This is a genomic window from Streptomyces sp. M41(2017), from assembly GCF_002078175.1.
Taxonomy (GTDB): domain Bacteria; phylum Actinomycetota; class Actinomycetes; order Streptomycetales; family Streptomycetaceae; genus Streptomyces.
In genome coordinates, this window is sequence record NZ_MWFK01000001.1 from 2,183,022 (window position 1) to 2,208,012 (window position 24,991).

19 protein-coding genes are annotated in these 24,991 nt (G+C 71.2%); 8 read left to right on the forward strand and 11 right to left on the reverse strand.

The genetic code is table 11. The annotated features are described in order from the left end of the window. Window positions 1-128 precede the first annotated feature (128 nt). Together B0675_RS09585 and B0675_RS09590 are read left to right on the forward strand one after the other, a co-directional pair. Complete coding sequence (locus tag B0675_RS09585; protein ID WP_081218399.1) at window positions 129-803, forward strand: GntR family transcriptional regulator; 675 nt, start codon at window positions 129-131, stop codon at window positions 801-803. Then, window positions 800-2,098, forward strand: coding sequence for an MFS transporter (locus B0675_RS09590; RefSeq protein WP_081218400.1), 1,299 nt, complete (start codon window positions 800-802; stop codon window positions 2,096-2,098). Before B0675_RS09585 ends, B0675_RS09590 begins: the two co-directional genes overlap by 4 nt. Before the next feature lie 118 nt (window positions 2,099-2,216). On the opposite strand, the gene B0675_RS09595 is transcribed toward B0675_RS09590, so the two are convergent. Further along, on the reverse strand, window positions 2,217-3,041 hold the full coding sequence (locus B0675_RS09595; RefSeq protein WP_081218401.1) for a maleylpyruvate isomerase family mycothiol-dependent enzyme: 825 nt from the start codon (window positions 3,039-3,041) through the stop codon (window positions 2,217-2,219). Between the two features lie 154 nt (window positions 3,042-3,195). Here B0675_RS09595 and B0675_RS09600 point away from each other — a divergent pair, with 154 nt between their 5' ends. After that, window positions 3,196-4,008 (forward strand): carbon-nitrogen family hydrolase, encoded by an 813-nt coding sequence (locus B0675_RS09600; RefSeq protein WP_081218402.1) that lies wholly within the window; start codon window positions 3,196-3,198, stop codon window positions 4,006-4,008. 35 nt (window positions 4,009-4,043) lie between these two features. Here B0675_RS09600 and B0675_RS09605 read toward each other — a convergent pair whose 3' ends face one another. Continuing rightward, the gene (locus B0675_RS09605; protein WP_081218403.1) at window positions 4,044-4,538 is read right to left on the reverse strand and encodes an LURP-one-related family protein; all 495 of its coding nucleotides are present in this window, start codon (window positions 4,536-4,538) and stop codon (window positions 4,044-4,046) included. Window positions 4,539-4,702: 164 nt separating this feature from the next. Here B0675_RS09605 and B0675_RS09610 point away from each other — a divergent pair, with 164 nt between their 5' ends. Next, window positions 4,703-6,544 (forward strand): NHL domain-containing thioredoxin family protein, encoded by a 1,842-nt coding sequence (locus B0675_RS09610; RefSeq protein WP_081218404.1) that lies wholly within the window; start codon window positions 4,703-4,705, stop codon window positions 6,542-6,544. Window positions 6,545-6,658: 114 nt separating this feature from the next. Here B0675_RS09610 and B0675_RS09615 read toward each other — a convergent pair whose 3' ends face one another. From B0675_RS09615 to B0675_RS09625, 3 genes are all read right to left on the reverse strand, one after another. After that, window positions 6,659-6,907: a DUF6458 family protein gene (locus tag B0675_RS09615; RefSeq protein ID WP_081218405.1), complete on the reverse strand. Its 249-nt coding sequence runs from the start codon at window positions 6,905-6,907 to the stop codon at window positions 6,659-6,661. 149 nt (window positions 6,908-7,056) lie between these two features. Further along, entirely contained in the window at window positions 7,057-8,352 is a 1,296-nt protein-coding gene (locus B0675_RS09620; RefSeq protein WP_081218406.1) for a M18 family aminopeptidase, read from the reverse strand. 152 nt (window positions 8,353-8,504) lie between these two features. Beyond that, window positions 8,505-10,331, reverse strand: coding sequence for an acyl-CoA dehydrogenase (locus B0675_RS09625; protein WP_081218407.1), 1,827 nt, complete (start codon window positions 10,329-10,331; stop codon window positions 8,505-8,507). Window positions 10,332-10,475: 144 nt separating this feature from the next. On the opposite strand from B0675_RS09625, the gene B0675_RS09630 reads away from it, so the two are divergent. The 3 genes from B0675_RS09630 (at window position 10,476) to B0675_RS09640 (ending at window position 13,409) form a co-directional block, all read left to right on the forward strand. After that, complete coding sequence (locus B0675_RS09630) at window positions 10,476-10,967, forward strand: SseB family protein (RefSeq protein WP_081218408.1); 492 nt, start codon at window positions 10,476-10,478, stop codon at window positions 10,965-10,967. Window positions 10,968-11,183: 216 nt separating this feature from the next. Beyond that, entirely contained in the window at window positions 11,184-12,155 is a 972-nt protein-coding gene (locus B0675_RS09635) for a pirin family protein (protein WP_081218409.1), read from the forward strand. Between the two features lie 171 nt (window positions 12,156-12,326). After that, on the forward strand, window positions 12,327-13,409 hold the full coding sequence (locus B0675_RS09640; protein WP_081218410.1) for an AI-2E family transporter: 1,083 nt from the start codon (window positions 12,327-12,329) through the stop codon (window positions 13,407-13,409). Here the strand turns inward: B0675_RS09640 and B0675_RS09645 are convergent. After that, window positions 13,343-15,778: a SpoIIE family protein phosphatase gene (locus tag B0675_RS09645; RefSeq protein ID WP_241539739.1), complete on the reverse strand. Its 2,436-nt coding sequence runs from the start codon at window positions 15,776-15,778 to the stop codon at window positions 13,343-13,345. The two genes, B0675_RS09640 and B0675_RS09645, sit on opposite strands and share 67 nt — an antisense overlap. Before the next feature lie 247 nt (window positions 15,779-16,025). On the opposite strand from B0675_RS09645, the gene aspS reads away from it, so the two are divergent. Next, entirely contained in the window at window positions 16,026-17,789 is a 1,764-nt protein-coding gene (gene aspS / locus B0675_RS09650; protein WP_081218411.1) for an aspartate--tRNA ligase, read from the forward strand. A 116-nt stretch (window positions 17,790-17,905) separates the two neighbouring features. On the opposite strand, the gene B0675_RS09655 is transcribed toward aspS, so the two are convergent. The 5 genes from B0675_RS09655 to B0675_RS09675 all read right to left on the reverse strand — a co-directional run bounded on the left by B0675_RS09655 (window position 17,906) and on the right by B0675_RS09675 (window position 24,957). Beyond that, window positions 17,906-18,481 carry a hypothetical protein gene (locus B0675_RS09655; protein ID WP_081218412.1) on the reverse strand — a complete coding sequence of 192 codons (576 nt, stop codon included), beginning with the start codon at window positions 18,479-18,481 and terminating at the stop codon, window positions 17,906-17,908. Between the two features lie 272 nt (window positions 18,482-18,753). Beyond that, the gene (locus tag B0675_RS09660; protein WP_081221689.1) at window positions 18,754-19,230 is read right to left on the reverse strand and encodes a hypothetical protein; all 477 of its coding nucleotides are present in this window, start codon (window positions 19,228-19,230) and stop codon (window positions 18,754-18,756) included. Window positions 19,231-19,351: 121 nt separating this feature from the next. Next, window positions 19,352-21,076 (reverse strand): methionine--tRNA ligase, encoded by a 1,725-nt coding sequence (gene metG, locus B0675_RS09665; protein ID WP_081218413.1) that lies wholly within the window; start codon window positions 21,074-21,076, stop codon window positions 19,352-19,354. A 172-nt stretch (window positions 21,077-21,248) separates the two neighbouring features. Continuing rightward, window positions 21,249-22,868 (reverse strand): VWA domain-containing protein, encoded by a 1,620-nt coding sequence (locus B0675_RS09670; RefSeq protein WP_081218414.1) that lies wholly within the window; start codon window positions 22,866-22,868, stop codon window positions 21,249-21,251. A 160-nt stretch (window positions 22,869-23,028) separates the two neighbouring features. Continuing rightward, window positions 23,029-24,957, reverse strand: coding sequence for an FUSC family protein (locus B0675_RS09675; protein WP_081218415.1), 1,929 nt, complete (start codon window positions 24,955-24,957; stop codon window positions 23,029-23,031). Window positions 24,958-24,991 lie beyond the last annotated feature (34 nt).

A 24,991-nucleotide genomic window follows, 5' to 3' on the forward strand; every position in this document is an offset into this window, starting at 1 on the left:
CAGAACGGCAAAGGGATGTACGGCGAAACGGTGAAGTTCATGTGACCTGCGTTACATCAAGTGCCGGGCGGGGTCCGCATGCTGGAACTCGGGCCGTCATGCGTACGTGTTGTATCTATGATGTGCGCATGCCTTCAGCCCCACCTGCCCCGGCGCGACAGCCCGTGAAGCAGCCGCCCGCCGCCGACCGCGTCTACGCACACGTCAAGCAGGGCGTCCTGGAACGCCGTTACGAGGGCGGCACCCTGCTCACCGAGGGCGAACTCGCCGACGCGGTGGGCGTCTCGCGCACCCCGGTCCGCGAGGCCCTGCTCCGCCTCGAGGTCGAAGGCCTCATCAGGCTCTACCCGAAGAAGGGCGCACTCGTCCTGCCCGTCTCCGCCCAGGAGATCGCGGACGTGGTCGAGACCCGTCAGCTCGTCGAGGAGCACGCCGCCCGCAAGGCCGTACCGGCGTCGCCGCGGCTCATCGCCCGCCTCGAAGAACTGCTCGCCCAGCAGAAGGAGCAGGCCGCGGCCGGAGACCTGGCCGCCGCCGCGGTCACCGACCGCTGCTTCCACGCCGAGATCGTCCGCAGCGGCGGGAACGAGATCCTCTCCCGCCTCTACGACCAGCTCCGCGACCGCCAGTTGAGGATGGGAGTCGCCGTGATGCACGCCCACCCCGACCGGATCACCAAGACCCTCACCGAGCACGAGCAGATCCTCCAGGCACTGCGCTCCGGCGACGCCGACGCGGTCGTCGGCCTGATCCACGGACACGTCAGCTGGTTCTCCAACCTCGCCCGGGGCGAGGTCCGATGAGCTCCTCGGCCACGCTGCCCGGCGACCCGCCCGGCGGCCGGCGCGCCATCGCCGTCTGGAGCATCGGCGTCGCGGTCTACTTCGTCGCCGTCATCTTCCGCACGTCCCTCGGCGTGGCCGGGCTCGACGCGGCTGACCGCTTCCACGTGGGCGCCTCCGCCCTGTCCACCTTCTCCATCCTCCAGCTCCTCGTCTACGCGGGCATGCAGATACCGGTCGGACTCCTCGTCGACCGGCTCGGCACCAAGAAGGTGCTGACCATCGGCGTCCTGCTGTTCACGGCGGGACAGCTGGGCTTCGCCTTCTCCTCCTCGTACGGCATGGCGCTCGCCTCGCGCGCGCTGCTCGGCTGCGGTGACGCGATGACCTTCATCAGCGTGCTGCGGCTCGGCACCCGGTGGTTCCCCGCCCGCCGAGGCCCCCTCGTCGCCCAACTCGCGGGCCTGGTCGGCATGGCCGGCAACCTCGTGTCGACGCTCGTCATCGCCCGCCTGCTCCACGGCGTGGGCTGGACCGCGGCGTTCGCCGGCAGCGCGGCCGCCGGTGTCGTCGTCCTCGTCCTGCTGCTGCTCTTCCTGAAGGACCACCCCGAGGGGCACGAGCCCGAACCGTTCCCGCACCGCGGCGCCGCGTACGTCCGTCGGCAGATCGCAGCGTCCTGGCGGGAACCCGGCACCCGGCTCGGCATGTGGGTGCACTTCACCACGCAGTTCCCCGCGATGGTGTTCCTGCTGCTGTGGGGGCTGCCGTTCCTCGTCCAGGCCCAGGGACTCTCCCGGGCCACCGCCGGTGAACTGCTCACCCTCGTCGTCCTGTCCAACATGGTCGTCGGACTCGTCTACGGCCAGATCGTCGCCCGGCACCACCAGGCGCGGCTGCCGCTGGCGCTCGGCACCGTCGCGGCGACGGCGGTCGTGTGGGCCACGGTGCTGGTGTACCCCGGCGAACACGCGCCGATGTGGACCCTGATCGTGCTGTGCACCGTCCTCGGGGCCTGCGGACCCGCCTCGATGCTCGGCTTCGACTTCGCCCGCCCCGCGAACCCGCCGGAGCGTCAGGGCACGGCCTCCGGGATCACCAACATGGGCGGTTTCGTCGCCTCGATGACCACCCTGCTGGCCGTCGGCGTGCTGCTCGACGCCACCGGTGACAACTACCGCATCGCCTTCGCCGCGGTGTTCGTCCTGCAGGCGCTCGGCCTCAGCCAGATCTTCCGGCTGCGCGGCCAGGCGGCCCGCCGCGAGCGGGAACGGCTGGTGGCGAGCCGGGTGGAGACGGTGCACGTGCCGGCGTAGTCACGGGACGCGGGACGCCTCAGGGCCCTGTGCCGCCTCCCGGCACGGGGCCCGCCCGCACTGGCCCTACTGTCCCGCCCGCCGTCCGCCCGTCCGGACGGCCCCGTGGTCCGAACGGCTACGGCGTGACCGTGAAGTTGCGCAGGATCGCCGCCGTCAGCTCGGGGTCGCCCTCGGTCTTGATCCGGTCGGCCACCGCGTCCGCGGTCACCCGGCCACAGGCGAGACGGACGTAGGTCTCCCAGTCCAGCGAGAGGCTCGCGGCGGGACCGAGGGAGGGCGCACCGTCTATCGAACCGCGCCCGTCCGCGTCGATCCGGACCGTACGGAGGAACTCCACGGGTCCGTGCACGTCGAAGACCACCGCGGAGTTGGCCGGCGCCCCGGCGTCCTTGGCGACCACCTTCGGAAGCGCCGCCAGCAGGTCGTCCCGCACGATCAGCGAACCGGGGGAGTCGAGATTCCCCGGCTGCCCCAGGGTGACGCGCAGATCCTGCTCGTGCACCCACACGTCGAACGCGCGGTTGCGCATGGCCTGTTCGAGCGTGACCTCGGTACCGAGCGGGCCGCGCACCTTGGCGTCGGGCTGCCGCGTCTCGTTCCGCAGCTGGCGGTTGCGGCGGATGACCGTGTACTCCAGCTCGGAGGTCATCTCCGGCGCCGTGTGGTGACGGCGCACGTCGACCTGCATCTCCATGTACCGCTGGTGCTCGTTCGACACGTGGTAGAGGTCGCGGGGGAGCGTGTGGATCGGCCGCGGGTCGCCGAGCATCTCGCAGTCCAGCCCGATGACATGCGAGACGATGTCACGGACCGACCATCCCGGGCAGGGAGTCCGCCGGTTCCACTCACCCTCCACAAGCGGCTGCACCAGCTCGGATATCGCATCGATCGAGTGGGTCCAGGCGTCGGCGTAGGACTGAAGGCTGGGATGCAGACTCACGGAACGGGACCCCTCGGGCGGTTGGACGCGGGCAGTGCACAGGCAGCGGGTGTCTTGGGACGCTAAGTTACGCTGCTGTGAGGCACCCCGGCAGTGCTTTCGTGTGACGATCGTAGGCCCGTATCGACGGCTCGAATGCCAGGACGGTGGTAGTGTGCGCGCCTCTCTCCTCCAGATCGACGTAAACGACGACGAATCGGTCGCCGCACGCCGGCGTCGTGTGGCAGATCTGGTACGAGATCAGGCCGGAGTCGATCTCGTCGTGCTCCCCGAGCTGTGGACCACGGGTGCCTTCGCCTACGAGGAGTTCGCGGCCGAGGCCGAACCGCTCGACGGCCCGACGCACGAGGCGATGGCCAAGGCGGCGAGCGACGCGGGCGTCTGGCTGCACGCGGGCTCGATCCCCGAGCGGGCCCCCTCCGACGGCTCCCCCGGCGAGACCCCCCTCTACAACACCTCCCTCGTCTACTCCCCCTCCGGTGACCGCGTCGCCGCCTACCGGAAGATCCACCGCTTCGGCTTCGACAAGGGCGAGGCCGTCCTGATGGCGGCGGGCGGCGAACTGGTGACGGTCGGGCTCCCGCAGACCGTCATCGGCGTCGCCACCTGCTACGACCTCCGCTTCCCCGAGCTGTTCCGCGGCCTGGTCGACGCGGGGGCGGAACTCCTCGTCGTCCCGGCCGGCTGGCCCGAGCGGCGCCGTGCCCACTGGACCCTGCTCGCCCAGGCACGCGCCGTCGAGAACCAGTCGTACGTCCTCGCCTGTGGAACGGCCGGTACGCACGCGGGAGTTCCGCAGGCCGGACACTCGATCGTCGTCGACCCGTGGGGAGAGGTCCTCGCCGAGGCAGGCTCCGGTGAGGAGATCCTCACGGTGGAGTTCGACCCCGCGAAGGTCGCGACGACCCGGGAACAGTTCCCGGCGCTCAAGGACCGCATGCTGGGCCTCGAACCGCCGCGCCGCTGACCCTCGGCCGGGCCCGCCCTGCCCGCCGCCCGCTGTCAGTCGTCCCCCCGCTCCTTCTCCGCCAGGTGGATCACGCACACCGCCACCGCGATCAGCAGTGCCTGGTCGGCGTCCTCCCGGACGACGTCCACGCCGTACGTGTCGCGGAGGTGCAGCCAGCGCCGGGAGATCTGCGCCAGCAGCTCGTTGTCGTAGTCGATGGCGAACTCACGGTCGAGGATCTTGCCGCTGACGTCGAGTTCCGTGCCGTCGACCAGGGCGACCCGGTAGTGGTTGCGGAGCAGGGACAGGCGCTTGCGCTTGATGGTCGCCAGCGGTTCGCCGTCCCGCTCGATGATCATCGTGTCGCGCAGCGCGAGCATCTTCTGGTGGATGTCGATCAGAACGCGCCCGCGGGTGTCCTTCAGCTCGAAGGTGTCCCGCAGCCGCATCGCCTTGCCGTCGACGAGGAAGACCTTGTTGCCGTGGTCGTCCTCGATCCAGTAGTCGTCACCGAAGCCGAGCAGCCGGTCGCGCACGAGGTATCTCATGCCTTCACCGGTTCCCCGACGACCGCCACGCAACGCCGTCGGTAGGCCGACGGGCTGAGAGGGACGGGCGCGAGCGGGGGCTCGCGGGGGACGCAGCGCGAGGTCAGGGCCCGCGGGACACGGGCCCTCGACCGAGTGTCCGTGGCAGGTGGCACCCTTGATCCATGAACGACTCCGCCCCGACGTCCACCCCGACGCCCACCTCCCGCCGTGCCCGTGTCCGTGCCCCCGAGCTGATCGGCAAGGGCGGCTGGCTGAACACGGGCGGTCAGCAGTACACCCTCGCCGACCTGCGTGGTCGGATTGTCGTACTGGATTTTTGGACCTTCTGCTGCATCAACTGCCTGCACGTCCTGGACGAACTGCGGGAGCTGGAGGAGAAGCACCGGGACACCGTGGTGATCATCGGGGTGCACTCGCCGAAGTTCGTGCACGAGGCGGAGCACCAGGCCGTCGTCGACGCCGTGGAGCGGTACGGGGTCGAGCATCCGGTGCTCGACGACCCGGAGCTCGCGACGTGGAAGCAGTACGCCGTGCGGGCCTGGCCGACCCTCGTCGTGATCGACCCCGAGGGGTACGTCGTCGCGCAGCACGCCGGTGAGGGGCACGCCCACGCGATCGAGCGGCTGGTGGAGGAGCTGGAGGCCGAGCACGGGGCGAAGGGCACGCTGCGGCGCGGTGACGGGCCGTACGTGGCGCCCGAGCCGGAACCGACCGTGCTGCGCTTCCCCGGCAAGGCACTGGCCCTGCCGAGCGGGAATCTGCTGGTCAGCGACACCACCCGGCATCAGCTGGTGGAGCTGGCGGAGGACGGCGAGACGGTGGTCCGGCGGATCGGATCCGGCGTCCGGGGCTTCCTTGACGGTCCGGCGGACGCGGCCGGGTTCAGCGAGCCGCAGGGTCTCGCGCTGCTCGACGAGGGCACGGTCGTCGTCGCGGACACGGTGAACCACGCGCTGCGCCGGGTCGATCTGGCCTCCGGCGAGGTCGGCACGCTCGCGGGTACCGGCCGCCAGTGGTGGCAGGGGTCGCCGACCTCGGGACCCGCGCGCGAGGTCGACCTCTCCTCGCCGTGGGACGTCGCCCTCTTCGGCGGCAGGGTCTGGATCGCCATGGCCGGTGTCCACCAGCTGTGGGCGTACGACCCGGCCACTCAGACGGTCGGGGTCGTCGCGGGCACGACGAACGAGGGTCTGGTGGACGGGCCGGGCCCGGAGGCCTGGTTCGCGCAGCCGTCCGGGCTCGCCGCGACCGAGGAGCGGCTGTGGCTGGCGGACTCCGAGACGTCGGCGCTGCGCTGGGTCGACCGGGACGGGGCGGTGCACACCGCGGTCGGCACCGGTCTCTTCGACTTCGGTCACCGCGACGGTGCCGCGGACCAGGCGCTGCTCCAGCATCCGCTGGGCGTGACCGCACTGCCGGACGGTTCGGTCGCGGTCAGCGACACGTACAACCACGCGCTGCGCCGGTACGACCCGGCGACGGGCGAGGTGACGACGCTGGCCACGGATCTGCGGGAGCCGAGCGACGCGGTGCTCGTCGGGGACGACATCGTGGTGGTGGAGTCGGCCCGGCACCGGCTGACCCGGCTGCGGCTCCCCGAGGAGGCGGTCCGGGTGGAGTCGGTCGCCCACCGCACCCAGCGCGCGGCGACCGAGGTGACCCCGGGCGCGGTCCGGCTGGACGTCATCTTCCAGGCGCCGGCGGGGCAGAAGCTGGACACCCGGTACGGGCCGTCCACGCGGCTGCTCGTCTCGGCGACGCCGCCGGAGCTGCTCCTCGCCGGTGAGGGGGCGGGGACGGATCTCGCGCGGTCCGTCGAGTTGAACCCGGCCGTCGAGGAGGGGGTGCTGCACGTCTCGGCGATGGCCGCGTCCTGCGACGACGACCCGGCGAACGAGTACCCCGCCTGCCATGTCCACCAGCAGGACTGGGGTGTCCCGGTCCGCCTCGTCGAGGGCGGCGCGGACCGCCTGCCTCTGGTGCTCGCCGGAATGGACGGCTGAGCGGCGGCGAACGCCGGGTCGGCAGGGCCGGAGCGGATGGCGTGGCCGTCCGGTTCGGACCTGCCGACCGTGGGTGTCGGACCGGGTCGGACGCCCGGAGGCGTCCCGTTCCGGTCAGACGCCGTAGCCGTCGTGGTAGCCGTCGCCGCGGTGGTGACGCTCTTCCACCACGGTGGTGCTGGTCGGTTCCATGACCACGCGGCGCCGGCGGGCGACGCTGCTGAAGGTGGCCACGCCGATCAGACCGGCGATCATGAGGATCACGCCGACCACGTGGAGGTTGACCCCCGCCATGTGCCAGTCGGTCGCGAACGTGAGGATCGCACCTGCGGCGATCAGGATGATGCATCCGCCCAGGCCCATGGGTGTCCGCCTCCTTGAAGTAGCAACTCGGAGTCTTTCGGGGCTTGTTCCGGGTACCCGGGACCCCGCGAGCCATGCGGAGGCGAGCGCTCACGTCACAGGCCGCCGGTCCCGGACGCGGGGCGGCGGCCTGTGACACGGGGTGGGGGTCATCCCTCCAGGAACGCCACCAGCGCGTTCGTCAGGAGGAACGGGTCGTCGGCGCCGCAGAGTTCGCGGGCGCTGTGCATGGAGAGGATGGCCACGCCGATGTCGACCGTCCTGATGCCGTGCCGGGCGGCCGTGATGGGGCCGATCGTGGTGCCGCAGGGCATGGAGTTGTTGGACACGAAGGACTGGAAGGGGACGCCGGCCTTCTCGCAGGCGGCGGCGAACAGGGCGCGGCCCGAACCGTCGGTGGCGTAGCGGTTGTTGACGTTCACCTTGAGGATGGGGCCGCCGTTGACGCGCGGGTGGTGCGTCGGGTCGTGCCGCTCGGCGTAGTTGGGGTGCACGGCGTGGCCGGTGTCGGAGGACAGGCAGACGGTGCCGGCGAAGGCGCGGGCCCGGTCCTCGTAGGAGCCGCCGCGGGCGAAGACCGACCGTTCGAGCACGCCGCCGAGGAGCGGTCCGTCGGCGCCGGTGTCGCTCTGCGAGCCGTTCTCCTCGTGGTCGAAGGCGGCGAGGACGGGGATGTACGACAGGCCGGTGTCGGTGGTGGCGACGGCGGCCAGGCCGGCGGTGCCGGCGTGCACGGACAGCAGGTTGTCCATCCGGGGGCCCGCGAGCAGTTCCTTGTCGCGGCCGAGGTAGGCGGGTCTCTCGACGGAGTGGGTCATCAGGTCCCAGCCGGTGACCTCGCCCGCGGGCAGTCCCGCCTCGTCCTCCAGGAAGGCGATCAGGTCGCCCTCGCGGGGGTCGCCGAGGCCCCAGATCGGCTGGAGGTGGCGCTGCTTGTCGAGCTTGAGGCCGTCGGTGCTCACCGACCGGTCGAGGTGGATGGCGAGCTGTGGCACGCGCAGCAGGGGCCGGTCGATGTTGACGAGGCGGGTGGAGCCGTCGCGCAGGGAGAGGCGTCCGGCGAGGCCCAGGTCGCGGTCGAGCCAGGAGTTCAGCAGGGGGCCGCCGTAGATCTCGACGGCGACCTGGCGCCAGCCGTGCGCGCCGGTGTCGGGCAGCGGCTTGACGCGCAGGTTGGGGGAGTCGGTGTGCGCACCCACGATCCGGAACGGCGTGTGGGGCTCGGCGCCCTCCGGCACGTACCAGGCGACGATCGCGCCGCCGCGCAGCACGTACTTGCCGCCACTGGTGGCGTCCCACGCGTCGGTCTCGGCGACCTGACGGAATCCGGCCTTCTCGAGCCGCTCGGCAGCGGTCGCCACGGCGTGGTACGGCGTCGGGCCGGCCGCGAGGAAGGACATGAGGTCGTCGGTGTGGCCGCGGTCGAAGCGGGAGGGTGCACTCATGGGTTCACCTTAACGACGCACGAGGGCCCGCTCCCGGGGATGGGAGCGGGCCCTCGTAAGGGGGATGTGAAGGGCGGACACCTTGGGACACCTGACTGGATGGACAGGTTCCGGTTCGGTGGGCCGCCCGGGGTCCGAGGGGCCGGCGGCTCCTAGAAGGCGGCCTCGTCCAGCTCCATGAGGTCCAGCTCGACGCCCTCGGCGAGCTTGCGGGCGCCGGTGACGCCCGGCAGGACGTTGGCGGCGAAGAACTTCGCGGCCGCGATCTTGCCGGTGTAGAAGGCCTTGTCCTTGGCGGCGGCCGTCTCCAGCTTCTCGGCGGCGACGGCGGCACCGCGCAGCAGCAGGTAGCCGACGACGACGTCGCCGGAGGCGAGCAGCAGGCGGGTCGTGTTCAGGCCCACCTTGTAGATGTTCTTGACGTCCTGCTCGGTGGCCGCGAGGTCGGTGAGCATGAGGCCGACGATGGCCTCCAGCTCGACGGCGGCCTTGGCGAGCTGCTCACGGGCGGCGGAGAGGTCCTCGCCGCCGGTGCCGAGCGCCAGGAACTTCTTGATGTCCTCGGCGAGGGAGTTCAGCGCGGAGCCCTGGTTGCGGACGATCTTGCGGAAGAAGAAGTCCTGGCCCTGGATCGCGGTGGTGCCCTCGTACAGGGTGTCGATCTTGGCGTCGCGGATGTACTGCTCGATCGGGTATTCCTGCAGGAAGCCGGAGCCGCCGAAGGTCTGGAGCGACTGGGCGAGCTGCTCGTAGCCCTTCTCGGAGCCGTAGCCCTTCACGATCGGCAGGAGCAGGTCGTTGAGGGCCTCCAGGGCGGCGGTGTCCTCGCCGGAGGCCTCCTTGACCTGGATCTCGTCCTGGATCGCGGCGGTGTGCAGGACCAGGGCACGCATGCCCTCGGCGTAGGCCTTCTGCGTCATCAGCGAGCGGCGCACGTCGGGGTGGTGCGTGATGGTGACCTTGGGGGCGGTCTTGTCCATGAAGTTCGCCAGGTCTGGGCCCTGGACGCGCTCCTTGGCGTACTCCAGCGCGTTCAGGTAGCCCGTCGACAGGGTGGAGATCGCCTTCGTGCCGACCATCATGCGGGCGAACTCGATGATGCGGAACATCTGGCGGATGCCGTCGTGCTTGTCGCCGATCAGCCAGCCCTTGGCGGGGTGGCGGTCGCCGAAGGTCATCTCGCAGGTGTTGGACGCCTTGAGGCCCATCTTGTGCTCGACGTTCGTCGCGTACGCGCCGTTGCGCGCGCCCAGCTCGCCGGTCTCGAAGTCGAACTCGTACTTCGGGACGAGGAAGAGGGACAGGCCCTTGGTGCCCGGGCCGGCGCCCTCGGGGCGGGCGAGCACGTAGTGGAGGATGTTCTCCGACATGTCGTGCTCACCGGACGTGATGAAGCGCTTCACGCCCTCGATGTGCCAGGAGCCGTCGTCCTGCTGGACGGCCTTGGTGCGGCCGGCGCCGACGTCCGAGCCCGCGTCGGGCTCGGTGAGGACCATGGTGGAGCCCCACTGCTTGTCGACGGCGATCTTCGCGATGTGCTTCTGGACGTCGTTGCCCTCCTCGAAGAGGATGCCGGCGAAGGCCGGGCCCGAGGAGTACATCCAGACGGCCGGGTTGGCGCCGAGCACCAGCTCCGCGTAGGCCCAGATCAGGGAGCGGGGGGCGGTGGAGCCGCCGATCTCCTCGGGCAGGCCCAGACGCCAGTACTCGGAGTCCATGAACGCCTGGTACGACTTCTTGAAGGAAGCCGGGACCGGGGCGGTGTTGGTCTCGGGGTCGAAGACGGGAGGATTGCGGTCGGCGTCCGCGAAGGACTCGGCCAGCTCGTTCTCCGAGAGGCGCGTGAGCTCCTCCAGGATGCTCTTGGCGGTGTCCGTGTCCATCTCCGCGAACGGGCCGGTGCCGTACAGCTTGTCGCGTCCGAGCACCTCGAAGAGGTTGAACTCGATGTCGCGGAGATTCGACTTGTAGTGCCCCATGGCGACGGCTCCGTTAAGGGATCGGCGAGGCACTGACTCCTCGCGCCTAGATTCACGTACCAGCAAGTAGCTACGATGATGCTACCCGTCAGTAATAAGAAGCAACCCCGGATGGGCCATATGTGGCCCACTACTCTTTGACGCATGTACGGCTACGAGCAGAGCGCAGGCGCCCAGCAGGGGTACGTCCCGCCGCAGCAGCAGATGCCCGGGCAGATGCCGGGCGGGCAGATGCCCGGTGGGTACGGGCAGCAGCCGCCGCTGTATCCCGAGCCGTCCCCGCCGTCCCTCGCGGACGCGGTCCGCGCGTTCACCACGGGCTCGATGGCCGCCGAGGACTTCCAGCAGGTCTTCGCGACGTCCAAGGTGTACTGCCCGCGCGGAGACAACCCCGGGTTCCTGGCGCTGCACAACACGCAGCAGCCGGTCATCCCGATGTTCACCTCGCTCAAGGAGCTGCGCCGCTACGCCGGCAAGGAGTCCAAGTACTTCGTGATCACCGGCGCCGAGGTCATCGACCTGCTGCCCACCGGCTACGGCTTCGTGATCGACATGGAGGGCGAGCACCGAATGGTCTTCGACGCGAAGGCCGTGGAGCAGATGGTGGACTTCGCGATGCGCCGTATGTACGGCTGACCTGCGCCCCTCGTACCGCTGACGTGCGCCCGCCCCGCGGCCGCACGTGCCGCCGCGCGCCCGGCCCCGGGCCGGTGCCCGGCTCGTCCGGCTCGTCCGACCTGCCCTGCCCTGCCCGACAGGGACGCCCGGAGGGAATGCCCTCCGGGCTTTCGTCGTTACGGGTGGCAGAAAGTTCAACGCTCAACTAAACTCGAAGCACAAGGAGGTACCGACATGCCTGCAGTGACCGTCGAGAACCCGCTGGCCCTGCCCCGAGTGGCTGCGCCGGCCGACGCCGTGGACCGTCCCGTGCTGACCGTGACGACCGCGCCCAGCGGCTTCGAGGGCGAGGGTTTCCCGGTCCGCCGCGCGTTCGCCGGGATCAACTACAAGCACCTCGACCCGTTCATCATGATGGACCAGATGGGCGAGGTGGAGTACGCGCCGGGCGAGCCGAAGGGCACCCCCTGGCACCCCCACCGCGGCTTCGAGACCGTGACCTACATCATCGACGGCGTCTTCGACCACCAGGACTCCAACGGCGGCGGCGGCACCATCACCAACGGTGACACCCAGTGGATGACGGCGGGCTCGGGCCTCCTGCACATCGAGGCGCCCCCGGAGTCCCTCGTCATGTCCGGCGGTCTCTTCCACGGCCTCCAGCTGTGGGTGAACCTCCCCGCCAAGGACAAGATGATGGCCCCGCGCTACCAGGACATCCGCGGTGGCACGGTGCAGCTCCTGAGCACCCCGGACGGCGGCGCCCTGCTGCGCGTCATCGCCGGTGAGCTCGACGGCCACCAGGGCCCGGGCATCACGCACACGCCGATCACCATGGTCCACGCCACGGTGCGGCCGGGCGCCGGGATCACCCTGCCCTGGCGCGAGGACTTCAACGGCCTCGCGTACGTCCTCGCCGGACGCGGCAGCGTCGGAGCGGACCGCCGGCCGGTGCACACCGGCCAGACCGCCGTCTTCGGCGCGGGCTCCTCGCTGACCGTCCGCGCGGACGAGAAGCAGGACTCCAACACCCCGGACCTGGAGGTCGTCCTCCTCGGCGGGCAGCCGATCCGCGAGCCCATGGCCCACTACGGCCCGTTCGTCATGAACACCCGCGACGAGCTGCAGCAGGCCTTCGAGGACTTCCAGAAGGGCCGCCTCGGGACCGTCCCCGCGGTGCACGGCATGTCGGAGGGCGGCCTCTGAGCCGGGCCGGGTCCTCCTGAGCGCGCGGCCCGGGCCGGGCCGTCACGGGCGTTGAACACGGGAAGCCCCGTCCGCGACCGCGGACGGGGCTTCCTGGTGCGCCGGGCCGGCCTCCCCCCCGATCGGCCGTCCCGGAGCGCCGCCCGGACTGACGCATGGTCAGGTGGGGAGGTGCAGCTACTCCCCGAAGGCGCCCGGCGGTTGGCGGCCTGGTGCGTCGTGATCCTCCTCGCGGCCGGGGTGGGATGGGTCGGAATCCTGCTCTGCGGGGAGTTCAGGACGGCGGTGGTGCCGGTGCTGCTCGCCCTCCTCGGGACCGCCCTGCTCGGGCCGCTGTACCGGCGGATGCTGAAGATGCGGGTCAACCAGTCGCTGGCCGCCGCGCTCACCTGCGTCGCGGTGGCCGTGGTGGTCGGCGGCGCCGTCTACATCGTCGTCGCCGCGCTCATCCACACCGGCGGACAGATCGTCACCTCGCTGCGCCAGGCGGCCCGTTCCGTCGCCGAGCACTTCGGCGCGGCCGGGACCTCCCTCGACGATCTCGCCGCCCATTCCAAGGACCTGCTGGCCAAGTTCGGCGGAACGGCCGCGGCCAACGTCATCAGCGGGGTCAGCGTCGTGGGCGAGACCCTCGCCATGGCCGTCCTCGCCCTGCTGCTCGTCTTCTTCTTCCTGCGGGACTCGGACCGCGTGGCCGGTGCCCTGCGCACGCTGGCGCCCCGGGGGACCGCCGACCTCGTCGAGGCCATGGCCCGGCGGGCCTTCGGGGCCGTCGAGGGGTTCATGCGCGGAACGACCCTGATCGCGCTCATCGACGCCCTCTGCATCACCGTCGGGCTGCTGATCCTGCGCGTCCCGGGCGCGGTGGGGCTCGGCGCGCTCGTCTTCGTCGGCGCGTTCCTGCCCTACCTCGGCGCGTTCATCTCCGGCGCGGTCGCCGTGCTGGTCGCCCTCGCGGACCGCGGGTTCGTCATCGCGCTGTGGGCGCTCGGGGTGGTCCTCGCCGTGCAGGTCCTGGAGGGGCACGTCCTCCAGCCGATGATCCAGAGCCGGACGGTGCAGATGCATCCCGCGGTGGTGCTCCTGGCGATCACCGCGGGCGCGTCCGTCGCGGGGATCCTGGGCATGCTGCTCGCCGTCCCGCTGACCGCGGCGGTCTTCGGGGTGGTGCACGAACTCCGGGCGCTCTACGGGCCGGACGGGCCGGAGACGCCCGGAGTGCCCGGCGTACCGGGGCCCTCGGAGGCGCCGTAGCCGGCGGGCCCTCCCCGGCCGGCCTCCGCGGCCTTCCCGAGGTCACCCGCGCCCGCGGGGTCCGGCGACCGCCCCGGGGCGCCGGGAGCACCGGGCCCGCCGAGCCGCGTGGTCTCCCCGAAGCCTGCCGTGTCCTCGAAGTCCGCCGCGTCGCCGAACGCCTCCAGGGCCTCCAGCATGGCCGCGTCCCGGGAGGCCTCCGTCCTGGCGGCCTCCGGCTCCTGCTCCTGTTCCTCGGAGAACTCGAACCAGATGCTCTTCCCCTCGCCGCGCGGATCCACCCCCCAGGCGTCCGCGAGCAGTTCCACGAGGACCAGTCCTCGTCCGGACGAGGCCAGCTCGCCGGGATCACGCCGGTGTGGCAGGTCGTCGCTGCCGTCGGTCACCTCGATCCGCATCCGCCGCTTCCCCGGCTCACCCGTCACCGCGGCCGCGAGCAACGCGTCGGCGTCGGTGTGCACGAGGACGTTGGTGATCATCTCGGAGACGAGGAGGACCGCGGAGTCGAGCTGGTCGGCGGAGGACCAGTCGTGCAGCAGCTCGCGCAGCTGCTGGCGGGCGCTCGCGATCCGCTCCGGCTCGGCCTGGGCCACGGTGAGCATCGTGCGGCGCACCGTCGGCCGCACGGCGGGTGTCGCGCCGCCGTAGCCGCGCTCCGCCTCCCGGGACAGCAGCAGCACGGCGATGTCGTCCTCGCGCCGGTCCGCCAGCGGGCCGGTGGTGTGGTGCGAGGAAGGTCCGTGCACCGCCTGGACGAGCGCGTCGGCGAGGGCCTCCATGTCGCCCTCGTGGGATTCGAGAGTCCGGCGGATCCGGCGCCAGCCGGTGTCGAGGTCGTGGCCGCCGGTCTCGATGAGACCGTCGGTGCAGACGAGCATCGTCTCGCCCGGCTCCAGGACGAGCCGGGTGGTCGGGTAGTCGGCGTCCGGGTCGATGCCGAGCGGGAGACCGCCCGCGGTGGACCGCATCAGCACCGTCCCGTCCGCCATGCGTATCGCGGGGTCGGGGTGCCCGGCGCGGGCGATGTCGAGCGTGCCGGTGGCCGGGTCGACCTCGACGTAGAGGCAGGTCGCGAAGCGCAGGTCGCCGGGTTCGCCGTCCCCGTCGTCGGCGCCGCCGCTCGACCCGTACGTCACCGAGTCCATGACCCCGTAGAGGAAGCGGGAGGCCCGGGACAGCACCGCGTCCGGGCGGTGGCCCTCGGAGGCGTACGCGCGCAGCGCGATCCGGAGCTGGCCCATCAGGCCCGCGGCCCGCACGTCGTGGCCCTGGACGTCGCCGATGACCAGTGCGAAACGGCCGGTCGGCAGGGGGATCACGTCGTACCAGTCGCCGCCGACCTGAAGGCCGCCGCCGGTCGGGACATAGCGGGCCGCGACGCTCATCCCCGGCATCTGCGGGCCGAGCGTCGGCATCATCGAACGCTGCAGACCGTCGGTCAGCTCCCGCTCGGTCTCGGCCGCGCCGGCGCGCGAGAGGGCCTGGGCGAGCATGCGGGCCACGGTGGTGAGGACCGAGCGTTCGTCGGGCGTGAAGGAGACGGGATACGTGAAGGCCGCCATCCAGGCACCCATGGTGCTGCCGGCGACGGTGAGCGGCAGGAACGCCCAGGACTGCCGCCCGAAGTGCTGCGCGAGCGGCCAGGACGCCGGGTAGCGCTCCTTGTAGGCCTCCGGGGAGGAGAGATAGACCGCCCGGCCGGTGCGGACCACCTCGGCGGCCGGATAGTCCGTGGCCAGCGACATGTGGGTGAAGGGGCCCTCGTCGCCCGGCTGGTGCCCGTGGTGGCCGATGATCGTCAGCCGGTCGCCCTCCGCGCCGAAGACCGCGAGCCCGTCCGGTGAGAAACCGGGCATGGACAGCCCGGCCGCGACGCGCAGCACCTCCGCGGTGGAGCGGGCCTCGGCGAGCGCCCGCCCCGCGTCCAGCAGGAACGCCTCCCGCGAGCGGCGCCAGTCCCCGGTGACCGGCGTGCGGGCGGCGGCCCCGGGAGGCTGCTCGGTGACCTCCTGGAGGGTGCCGACCAGTTCGTAGTGGCCCGTCTCGGCGTCCATCGTGGGTCTGGAGCGGCTGCGGACCGTGCGCAGCACCCGCCCGTGCCCGTCCATGATGCGCATCCGGGCCTCGGCGAGCGTGCCCTCGGCCACCGCGAGCTGGACCACCCCGTCCATCTCGTTCCAGTCGACGGGGTGCACGTGGGAGCGCACGCCCGCCTCGGTGAGGGTCGTCCGCTCCGCGGGCAGGCCCATGAGGCGGGCTGCCTCCGCGTCGAAGGTGACGAGGCCCGCGGCGTTGTCCCAGCGCCACAGACCGGTCGCCAGAGTGGCCAGGACGTCCCCCACAGCGGGCAGGGGCTCACCAGTGCGCATGGGCCCACTGTAGGAACAGGTGATCGGTGGCTGCCACCGAAGCCGTCCGGGACGGGGGCTGCGCGGTCCGCCGAGGGGCCAGGAGCGCGGGCTGGTGCCGGGGCGCGGCGCCGTCCGGCCGGGGGTCCCCGTGCCGGACGGGGCGTCGAGCCGTAATTGGTGGGGAAGTGATCGTGGGCTGCCCGGTACGCTGGGGTTGTTTCACGTGAAACACGCCCCCAATCCGCGAAGACTGGATGAAACGACGATGCATCGGTACAGGTCCCACACCTGCGGCGAGCTCCGCGCCTCTGACGTCGGCAGCGACGTCCGGCTGAGCGGCTGGCTGCACAATCGCCGAGACCTGGGTGGCATCCTCTTCATCGATCTGCGCGACCACTACGGCATCACGCAGCTCGTCGCGCGTCCCGGCACGCCTGCCTACGAGGCCCTCGACAAGGTCTCCAAGGAATCGACCGTCCGAATCGACGGCAAGGTCGTCTCCCGCGGCACGGAGAACGTGAACCCGGAGCTGCCGACCGGCGAGATCGAGGTCGAGGTCGGTGAGGTCGAGCTGCTCGGCGCCGCCCAGCCGCTGCCCTTCACGATCAACGCCGAGGACGGGGTCAACGAGGAGCGGCGCCTGGAGTACCGCTTCCTCGACCTGCGCCGCGAGCGCATGCACCGCAACATCCTGCTGCGCACGGCCGTGATCTCCGCGATCCGTCACAAGATGACGGCGCTGGGCTTCAACGAGATGGCGACCCCGATCCTCAGCGCCACCTCCCCCGAGGGCGCGCGCGACTTCGTGGTCCCCTCCCGGCTGAACCCGGGCAGGTTCTACGCGCTGCCGCAGGCGCCGCAGCAGTTCAAGCAGCTGCTGATGATCTCCGGCTTCGACCGGTACTTCCAGATCGCGCCCTGCTTCCGCGACGAGGACGCCCGCGCGGACCGTTCGCCGGGCGAGTTCTACCAGCTCGACGTCGAGATGTCCTTCGTCGAGCAGGAGGACGTCTTCCAGCCCATCGAGAAGCTCATGACGGAGCTGTTCGAGGAGTTCGGCGGAGACCGTCACGTCACCTCGCCGTTCCCCCGCATCCCGTTCCGCGAGTCGATGCTGAAGTACGGCTCCGACAAGCCGGACCTGCGGGCCCAGCTGGAGCTCGTCGACATCACCGACGTCTTCGAGGGTTCCGAGTTCAAGGCGTTCGCCGGCAAGCACGTGCGCGCCCTGCCGGTGCCGGACGTGTCCGGTCAGTCCCGCAAGTTCTTCGACGGCCTCGGTGACTACGCGGTCGAGCAGGGAGCCAAGGGCCTGGCCTGGGTTCGGGTCGGCGAGGACGGCGCGCTGTCCGGTCCGATCGCCAAGTTCCTCACCGAGGCGAACGTCGCCGAGCTGACCAAGCGCCTCTCCCTGGCGCCGGGCCACGCGGTGTTCTTCGGCGCGGGCGAGTTCGAGGAGGTCTCGAAGATCATGGGCGCGGTGCGGGTCGAGGCCGCCAAGCGCTCGGGCAACTTCGAGGAGAACGTCTTCCGGTTCTGCTGGATCGTCGACTTCCCGATGTACGAGAAGGACGAGGAGACCGGGAAGCTCGACTTCTCGCACAACCCGTTCTCGATGCCGCAGGGCGGTCTGGAGGCCCTGGAGACCCAGGACCCGCTGGACATCCTCGGCTGGCAGTACGACATCGTCTGCAACGGCGTGGAGCTCTCCTCCGGCGCGATCCGGAACCACGAGCCCGAGATCATGCTCAAGGCCTTCGAGATCGCGGGCTACGACCGGGAGACCGTCGAGGAGCAGTTCGCGGGCATGCTGCGCGCGTTCCGCTTCGGCGCCCCGCCGCACGGCGGGATCGCCCCGGGTGTCGACCGCATCGTCATGCTGCTCGCGGACGAGCCAAACATCCGCGAGACCATCGCGTTCCCGCTGAACGGCAACGCCCAGGACCTGATGATGGGCGCCCCGACGGAGCTGGACGAGACCCGGCTGCGCGAACTGCACCTCTCGGTGCGCAAGCCGCAGCCGAAGTAGACCCCGGCCCTCCGGGGTCGTCCACCGTACGAGAGTGGCCCGGAACCGTCGTCGGTTCCGGGCCGCTTCGCGTACCCGGGGAGACCACAGCCCGGACCACCCATGCTGCCGACTGTTCAGTTGTGCTGGGCCTTGGTGATGCGGGCCAGTTCCTTGCGGATCAAGGGGAGGGGGAAGCGGTCGTCCTGGTCCATGTTCAGCATCGTGAAGTACGCGGTGACGTTGCCGACGCGGACGAGCACGTGTTGTTCGCTCCGGACGGAGACGCGCTTGCCGCTGCGGAGGCCGGGCGGCTGCTTGACCGGGATGGTGATCCGGAGGGCGATCGACTCGTCGCCGAGGCGGGGGATCTTCTCCCCTTCGACGTGTGCGGTGTACTTCCCCGTATACGTGACGCCCTTGAAGCCGGAGCAGGTCGTCAGGGACGCGCGGACCTGGGCGACGGCCTTCTCGGCGCCGTTGCCCTCGTAGGAGGCGAGGGTGCCGCCGCCGGGCCAGACGCTGCCCTTCCAGTTGAAGACCTGGTCCACCGCGGCCGAGGCGCCGGGGGCGTCGAGAGCGTCCAGCATCTTCTGGCAGGTGGCGTCCGAGGCGGGCGGGAAGGTGTTCTTGGCGCGGGCGGGCTTCCGCTCGTCCGCCGAGACGCCGAGACTGCCCGGCACGTCGTCCTCGGTGAGGGCGGCCGACTTCAACGCCGCCGAGGAGAGGGGCGGTTGGTGAGCGGCTGCCGTGGAGGTGATGGAGGGCGTGGAGGCGCCAGAGGCCCTGGGGCTCGGTGCGGCGGATGTTCCTCCGTCGCTGTCACCGCCCGCGCAGGCCGTGAGCCCCCACCCTGTCAGGACAGCACCGATCAGCAGCCAGTTGCTTCCCCGCACCCGAACCCGTATCCCCATCTGAGCCCCCCGGACCGCTCGCCTCGTGCGCCTCGTGCGCCTCAACGGTCGGCATCGTACGGGGCGTTCGCTCAGGTGTCGTACGAGCCGTCCCAGGGGGCGGCGAAGCCCAGGCGGTCGGGGTAGAGCTCGGCCCAGGGCTCGCCCTCGTCGACTCCGGTCAGCAGGCCGAACAGCACGCCGTCGACCGTCAGTTGGAACGGGCGGATCGCGATGTCCGTGTACGAGCGCCGGGGCAGGCTGCGCAGCAGCTTCGCCAGGTGGACGCGGGCGCGCGAGAGCACGGAGGTGTCCCCGTGCGGGTCGCTCTGCTGCTCGGCCCAGGTGCCGGCACACCAGACCTCCGAATCGCGGTAGCGCCCCTCGGAGTCGAAGGTGTGGAGCACGGTGTAGAGCCGTTTGTGCTCTTCCCAGCCGTCGTCGGGACGGAACCCTTCGGGGAAGGCGTACGTGATCGACGCCAGGAACTGACCGTCCGCGTACCGGCCGATGGTCTCGGTGCGGTGCTTCGGTTCGTAGGCGATCGGAATGACCTCGGGGACTGCCATGGCGGAAACCATACGGGTGATCGGGGTCATGCCAGAAGTCAGGGCCACCCCACGGACGGTGGGTGCCCGAGGGGCCCCGCACCACCGTGTGGTCCGGGGCCCCTTGGCCTGAATCAGGTGCCTATTCGGGGGCGCCGCCGAAGCGCTCCTTGTAGGACTCCAGGTCCTCGTCGGTGATCTTCGCGAAGAGGACCGGGGGAACCGTGAACGGGGTGCCGGAGGGCACCGAGGACAGGGCGCGGACCTCGTCCTGCGTCACCCACGTCGCCGTGTCCTCGGCGAGGGCGAAGGCCGAGCGCATGGCGCGGGCGGACGACGGGATGAAGGGCTCGGAGACCACCGAGTACAGGTGGATCAGGTTCATCGCCGTGCGGAGGGTCAGCGCCGCGCCCTCGGGGTTCGTCTTGATCTCCAGCCAGGGGGCCTTCTCCTCCAGGTAGGAGTTGCCTGCCGACCACAGGGCGCGCAGCGCGGCGGCCGCCTTGCGGAACTGGAGGGCCTCCATCTGGGTCTCGTACTCGGCGAGCAGGCCCGCGATCTCCTCGCCCAGCCGGGTCTCGGCCTCCCCGGCCTCCGCGCCCGCCGGGACCTCCTCGCCGAAGCGCTTCTTGGAGAAGGACAGCACCCGGTTGACGAAGTTGCCGAGGGTGTCGGCCAGGTCCTTGTTCACCGTGGCCGTGAAGTGCTCCCAGGTGAACGACGAGTCGTCCGACTCGGGGGCGTTCGCGATGAGGAAGTAGCGCCAGTAGTCGGCGGGCAGGATGTCCAGGGCCTGGTCGGTGAAGACACCGCGCTTCTGGGACGTGGAGAACTTGCCGCCGTAGTACGTCAGCCAGTTGAAGGCCTTGACGTAGTCGACCTTCTTCCACGGCTCGCGCACGCCCAGCTCGGTGGCGGGGAACATGACGGTGTGGAAGGGCACGTTGTCCTTCGCCATGAACTGCGTGTAGCGGACCGGGTTCTCGCCGGAGTCCGCGTCGTACCACCAGGACTTCCAGTCCCGGTTCTCGGCATCCTGGTCTGCCCACTCGTTCGTCGCGCCGATGTACTCGATCGGGGCGTCGAACCAGACGTAGAAGACCTTGCCCTCGGCCGCCAGCTCGGGCCAGGTGTCGGCCGGGACCGGGACGCCCCAGTCCAGGTCACGGGTGATCGCGCGGTCGTGCAGGCCCTCGGTCAGCCACTTGCGGGCGATGGAGGAGGCGAGCTGCGGCCACTCGGACTCGTGACGCGCCACCCACTCCTCGACCTCGTGCTGCAGCTTCGACTGGAGGAGGAAGAGGTGCTTCGTCTCACGGACCTCCAGGTCCGTCGAGCCGGAGATCGCCGAACGCGGGTTGATCAGGTCCGTGGGGTCGAGGACGCGCGTGCAGTTCTCGCACTGGTCGCCGCGGGCCTTGTCGTAACCGCAGTGCGGGCAGGTGCCCTCCACATAGCGGTCCGGGAGGAACCGGCCGTCCGTCGGCGAGTACACCTGACGGATGGCACGCTCCTCGATGAAGCCGTTCTCGTTCAGGCGGCGCGCGAAGTGCTGCGTGATCTCGCGGTTCTGCGCGCTGGAGCTGCGGCCGAAGTAGTCGAAGGCCAGCTCGAAGCCGTCGTACACCGCCTTCTGCGCGTCGTGCGCCTGCGCGCAGAACACGTCGACGGGCAGACCCCGCTCCTTGGCCGCCAGTTCCGCGGGGGTGCCGTGCTCGTCCGTCGCGCAGATGTACAGGACGTCGTGACCGCGCTGGCGGAGGTACCGGGCGTACACGTCCGCCGGGAGCATGGACCCCACCATGTTGCCCAGGTGCTTGATCCCGTTGATGTACGGAAGGGCGCTGGTGATGAGGTGTCGAGCCATCGCGGGCTGCTCCCAAGTCGCTACGTGGGGTGACGACCGCCTCGGTTCCCCGGCCGGCGCGTCGTCATCGGTGAACCTTGAAATCGTAGCCGACACGCGCGGGCCGCCCGCTTCCCGTTCTACAGGGTGGGAAGGGGGCGGCCGGGCGCTGCGATACGGGGTGGCCGGTGATCTACGGGCGCCAGTTCTCCAGCAGGCCGTCGTAGACCTCGGCGTCCGTCAGCTCGCGCGGGGTCGGGCCCGCGTGGAAGAAGGCCGTGTTCCCGGTCTTCAGCCTGCGGAGGTAGTCGAAGGCCTTGTTCTCCGGCCCGCCGAACGCGACGAAGGAGAAGAAGACACCGGGGTGGTCCTTGGCCGCGTTCGCGAGGGACTGGGTGGCCGGGGTCTTGGCGTCGGGGGCGCCGTCCACCTGGAAGATCACCAGGGCAGGGTCCGTGGAGCCGGACTTCTGGTAGTGCGTGACGACTTCCTCGACCGCCGCGTGGTAGCTCGTACGGCCCATGCGGCCGAGGCCGGCGTGCAGGTCGTCGACCTTGTTCTCGAACTCGGTGAGGCTGAGGGTGCCGGTGCCGTCCAGCTCCGTGGAGAAGAAGACGACGTGGACGGTCGCCTCCGGGTCCACGTGGGCGGCGAGGGCGAGGGCCTGCTCGCCCAGGGCCTGTGCGGAGCCGTCCTTGTAGTAGGCGCGCATCGACGAGGAGCGGTCGAGCACGAGGTAGATCGTGGCGCGGGTGCCTGTCAGGTCCCGCTTCTTCAGCGCGGTACCCGCTTCCCTGTACGCCGTTGCCAGCGCCGGGGCCTTCGACTTGACCCTGGTCATGGGGACCGCCGGGGCCGCGGCGGGCACCGGGGCCACCGGGGTGACCTCCGCCGCGACCGGCGCGACCGAAACCTCCGGCTCCGCCTCGGCAACGGGCGTGACCGGCTCGACCGGGGTCTCCGGCTCCGCCTCGGCGACGGGCGTGACCGGCTCGGCCGGGGTCTCCGGCTCCGCCTCGGCGACCGGCGCGACCGGCTCGGTGACCGGCTCGGCCGCCTCGGCTTCGCCTTCGGCGGGAGTGCTCCCACCCGCAGCACCCGTGCTGCCTTCGACAACCGGCTCGGGTCGATCCTGTGGATCCTCCCCGCCGTCGGCGACCGCGGGCACGATCGCCGCGGGTTCCACCACGGGCTCGGCCTGGACCACCGGCTCGGGCTGGACCACCGGCTCGGGCTCGATCACCGTCGCCGGCTCGATGGGTGCCTCGGGCTCGGTGACCTCGACCGGTTCGACCACCGCGTCCGGCGTCGCCGTCGGCTCGGGCTCGATCACCGCGACGGGGCCCGCCTCGGCGACGACGACGTGCTCGGCCTCGATCACCGGCCCGGCGTCGGCGACCGGCTCGGCCTCGGTGGCCGGGGTCTCGGACTCGACGGCCGGGGGCTCGGCCTCGGCGGCCGGCTCCGGCGTGATCGGCTCGGTCGGTTCGGGCTTGATCGGTTCCGGGGCCGACGGGGACTCCTCCTCGGGGGAGGACGTCTGCTTCGGGACCGTCACGTTGTCGAAGGCCGCCGAGACGAGGTCGTCGACGACGGACGGGTTCGGCTCGGTCGACTGGGACGGGATCTTCGGCTCGGGGTCAGGGAGCCGGGTGGAGACCGGGTCGGTCTCCGGAGCGGGGGCCGGAGTCGGTTCGGCCTCCTGGGAAGGAGCCGGAACCGTCGGCGTCACCTCTCGCGAGGTCTCCGCGTCGGCGTCACGACCCTTGCGTGAGCGGCCGAACGCATTCCGCAGGAGAGTGAGAATGCCCATGTGCGCAACCCTTCGCGTGAGTTGATCCCGTCAATCCCTGGCCAGGACGGACACGTAAGGTTAGCGGCCACAGAAGGTGATCTTCGGCAGGGGCGGCACGCTGGTCAGAAGGCACCTCAACCCCCCTTGTGGGCGGGACCCGTTCACTCTGCGTTCGCCCTCAGTGCGGTGACGCGATGGTGCGGGCCGCCGCGACCTCCTGGCGCACCGGTTCGAGCACGCTGCCCGACGGGCCGCTCAGATCGGTGCGGACGGCGACGAGGACGTCCGACGCGCGCAGACCGTCCGAGAGCTCCCGCAACTGGCGCGCGATGGTGGTGATCTCGTCGGCGGACGGTTCGGCCGATCCCCCGCGGACCCGGACCCGGGCGGCGGTCGTCGCGTCCACGATCCGTTCGACGGCGACGACCAGGGGCATCCAGGCGGCGGCCCGGCGCCCGTTGGGCGGCGGTTCGGTCAGGGCGCGCTGGAACTCCGTACGGATGGAGGACAGGTCGCGGTACAGACGCCGCCTGGAGCGCGCGCGGGCCGCGGGGTCGGCGAGGTCGCCGAAGGCCAGCTCGACGTACTCGGCGGTGTCCGCGACCGCGTCCGCGAGCCGGTCGCCGACCCGGGCGTGCCAGCTCTCCGGCCACAGCAGATACCCCGCCACCAGGGCGATCGCGCAGCCGACGAGGGAGTCGACGAGGCGGGGGACGACCAGGCCGGTGCCCTGGTGGTTGAGGATGTCGGACAGCAGGAGGATCACCGGGGTGATCGCGGCCGTCTGGTACCCGTAGCCGCGCGGTGTCAGGGCCGGGATCAGCGGGGCGAGCAGCAGGATCACGCCGACGTCGGCCCAGCCGCGCGGCACCACGGTCAGCACCGCCGCGGCGACGACGAGCCCGGCGACCGTGCCGAGTGCGCGCAGCAGCGCCCGGGAGAACACGGACCCGAAGTCGGGCTTCATGACGAAGGTGATGGTGAGCGCGACCCAGTAGGAGCGCGGCACGGCGACCGTCGAGACGAGGATCTGGGCGAGGCCGATGCACAGGGCGAGCCGGATGCCGTAACGCCAGGAGGCGGCGGACATCAGGACGCCGCGGGCGGCGCGCGCGGTCCGCACACGGAGGGTGGCGGGCCGGCCGAGACGGTCGTCGAGCGTGTCCGGCGACACGTCCGTGACGACGCCCGCCGCGTGCCGCACGGCATGGTCGACGGCCCGGCCGGTCTCGTCGGCCGGCGCGGGCAGCCGCAGCTCGACAGGGGTGGTGGAGCCGGTCTCGACGGCCTCGGCGAGCCGGTGCACGGCGGCGGGGATCGCGGCGGGCAGCCGTTCGCCCCGCTGGTGGGCGGCGGGGGCGGACTCGACGACGGGGGTGACGGCGTTCAGCTGGGCGAGCAGCCGCACCAGGTCGGGGCTGCGGCCGTGGTGGAAGACGCGACGGGCGAGGACGGCGTCGTAGGAGTCGTTGAGGGAGCGGGTGACGGTGAGGCGGAGGTCCTCGTAGGCGTCGGTGCCGCTCACGGCGAGCAGGTCCCCGACCTTCCGGTAGGTGTCGGCGACGGCGGCCCGTTCCGGCACCCCCGACCGCAGGGGCCAGGCCAGCAGTGCCAGCAGGAGGACGAGCAGGCCGCCGCCGGACATCAGGACCGGGGCGAGCCACCAGGAGCCGGGCAGCGGAAGTCCGGCACCGATCACGCAGTTGAGGAGGAGCAGCAGCCCGCCGACGGAGGCGACCGCGCCGATCGAGGACATCATCCCGGAGACGAGGGCGACCCCGGTGACGGCGGCGACGGCGGTCCAGCCGTGGCCGAAGACGAGGGCGCCGATCGTGACGCCGACCGCGCCGAAGAGCTGCGGCACCGCGATGTTGAAGATCCGCATGCGGTACGCGTCGGCCGTGTCGCCGATGACGCCGGACAGCGCGCCCATGGAGGCGAGGGCGCCGTAGGCGGGTTGTCCGCAGGCGAGGCCGACGGCGAGCGGCAGCGCCATGGCGACGGCGGCGCGGGCGACGGCGGGCCGGTTGACGGGGGCCCGCTGCGGGGTGAGGTTCCTGACTAGCCAGTCGGGCGGGGTGAGGCCGATGGGGAACGCGCGGGACATGGCCCAAGTATGAGGCTCTCCCGCGGTTCGGCCG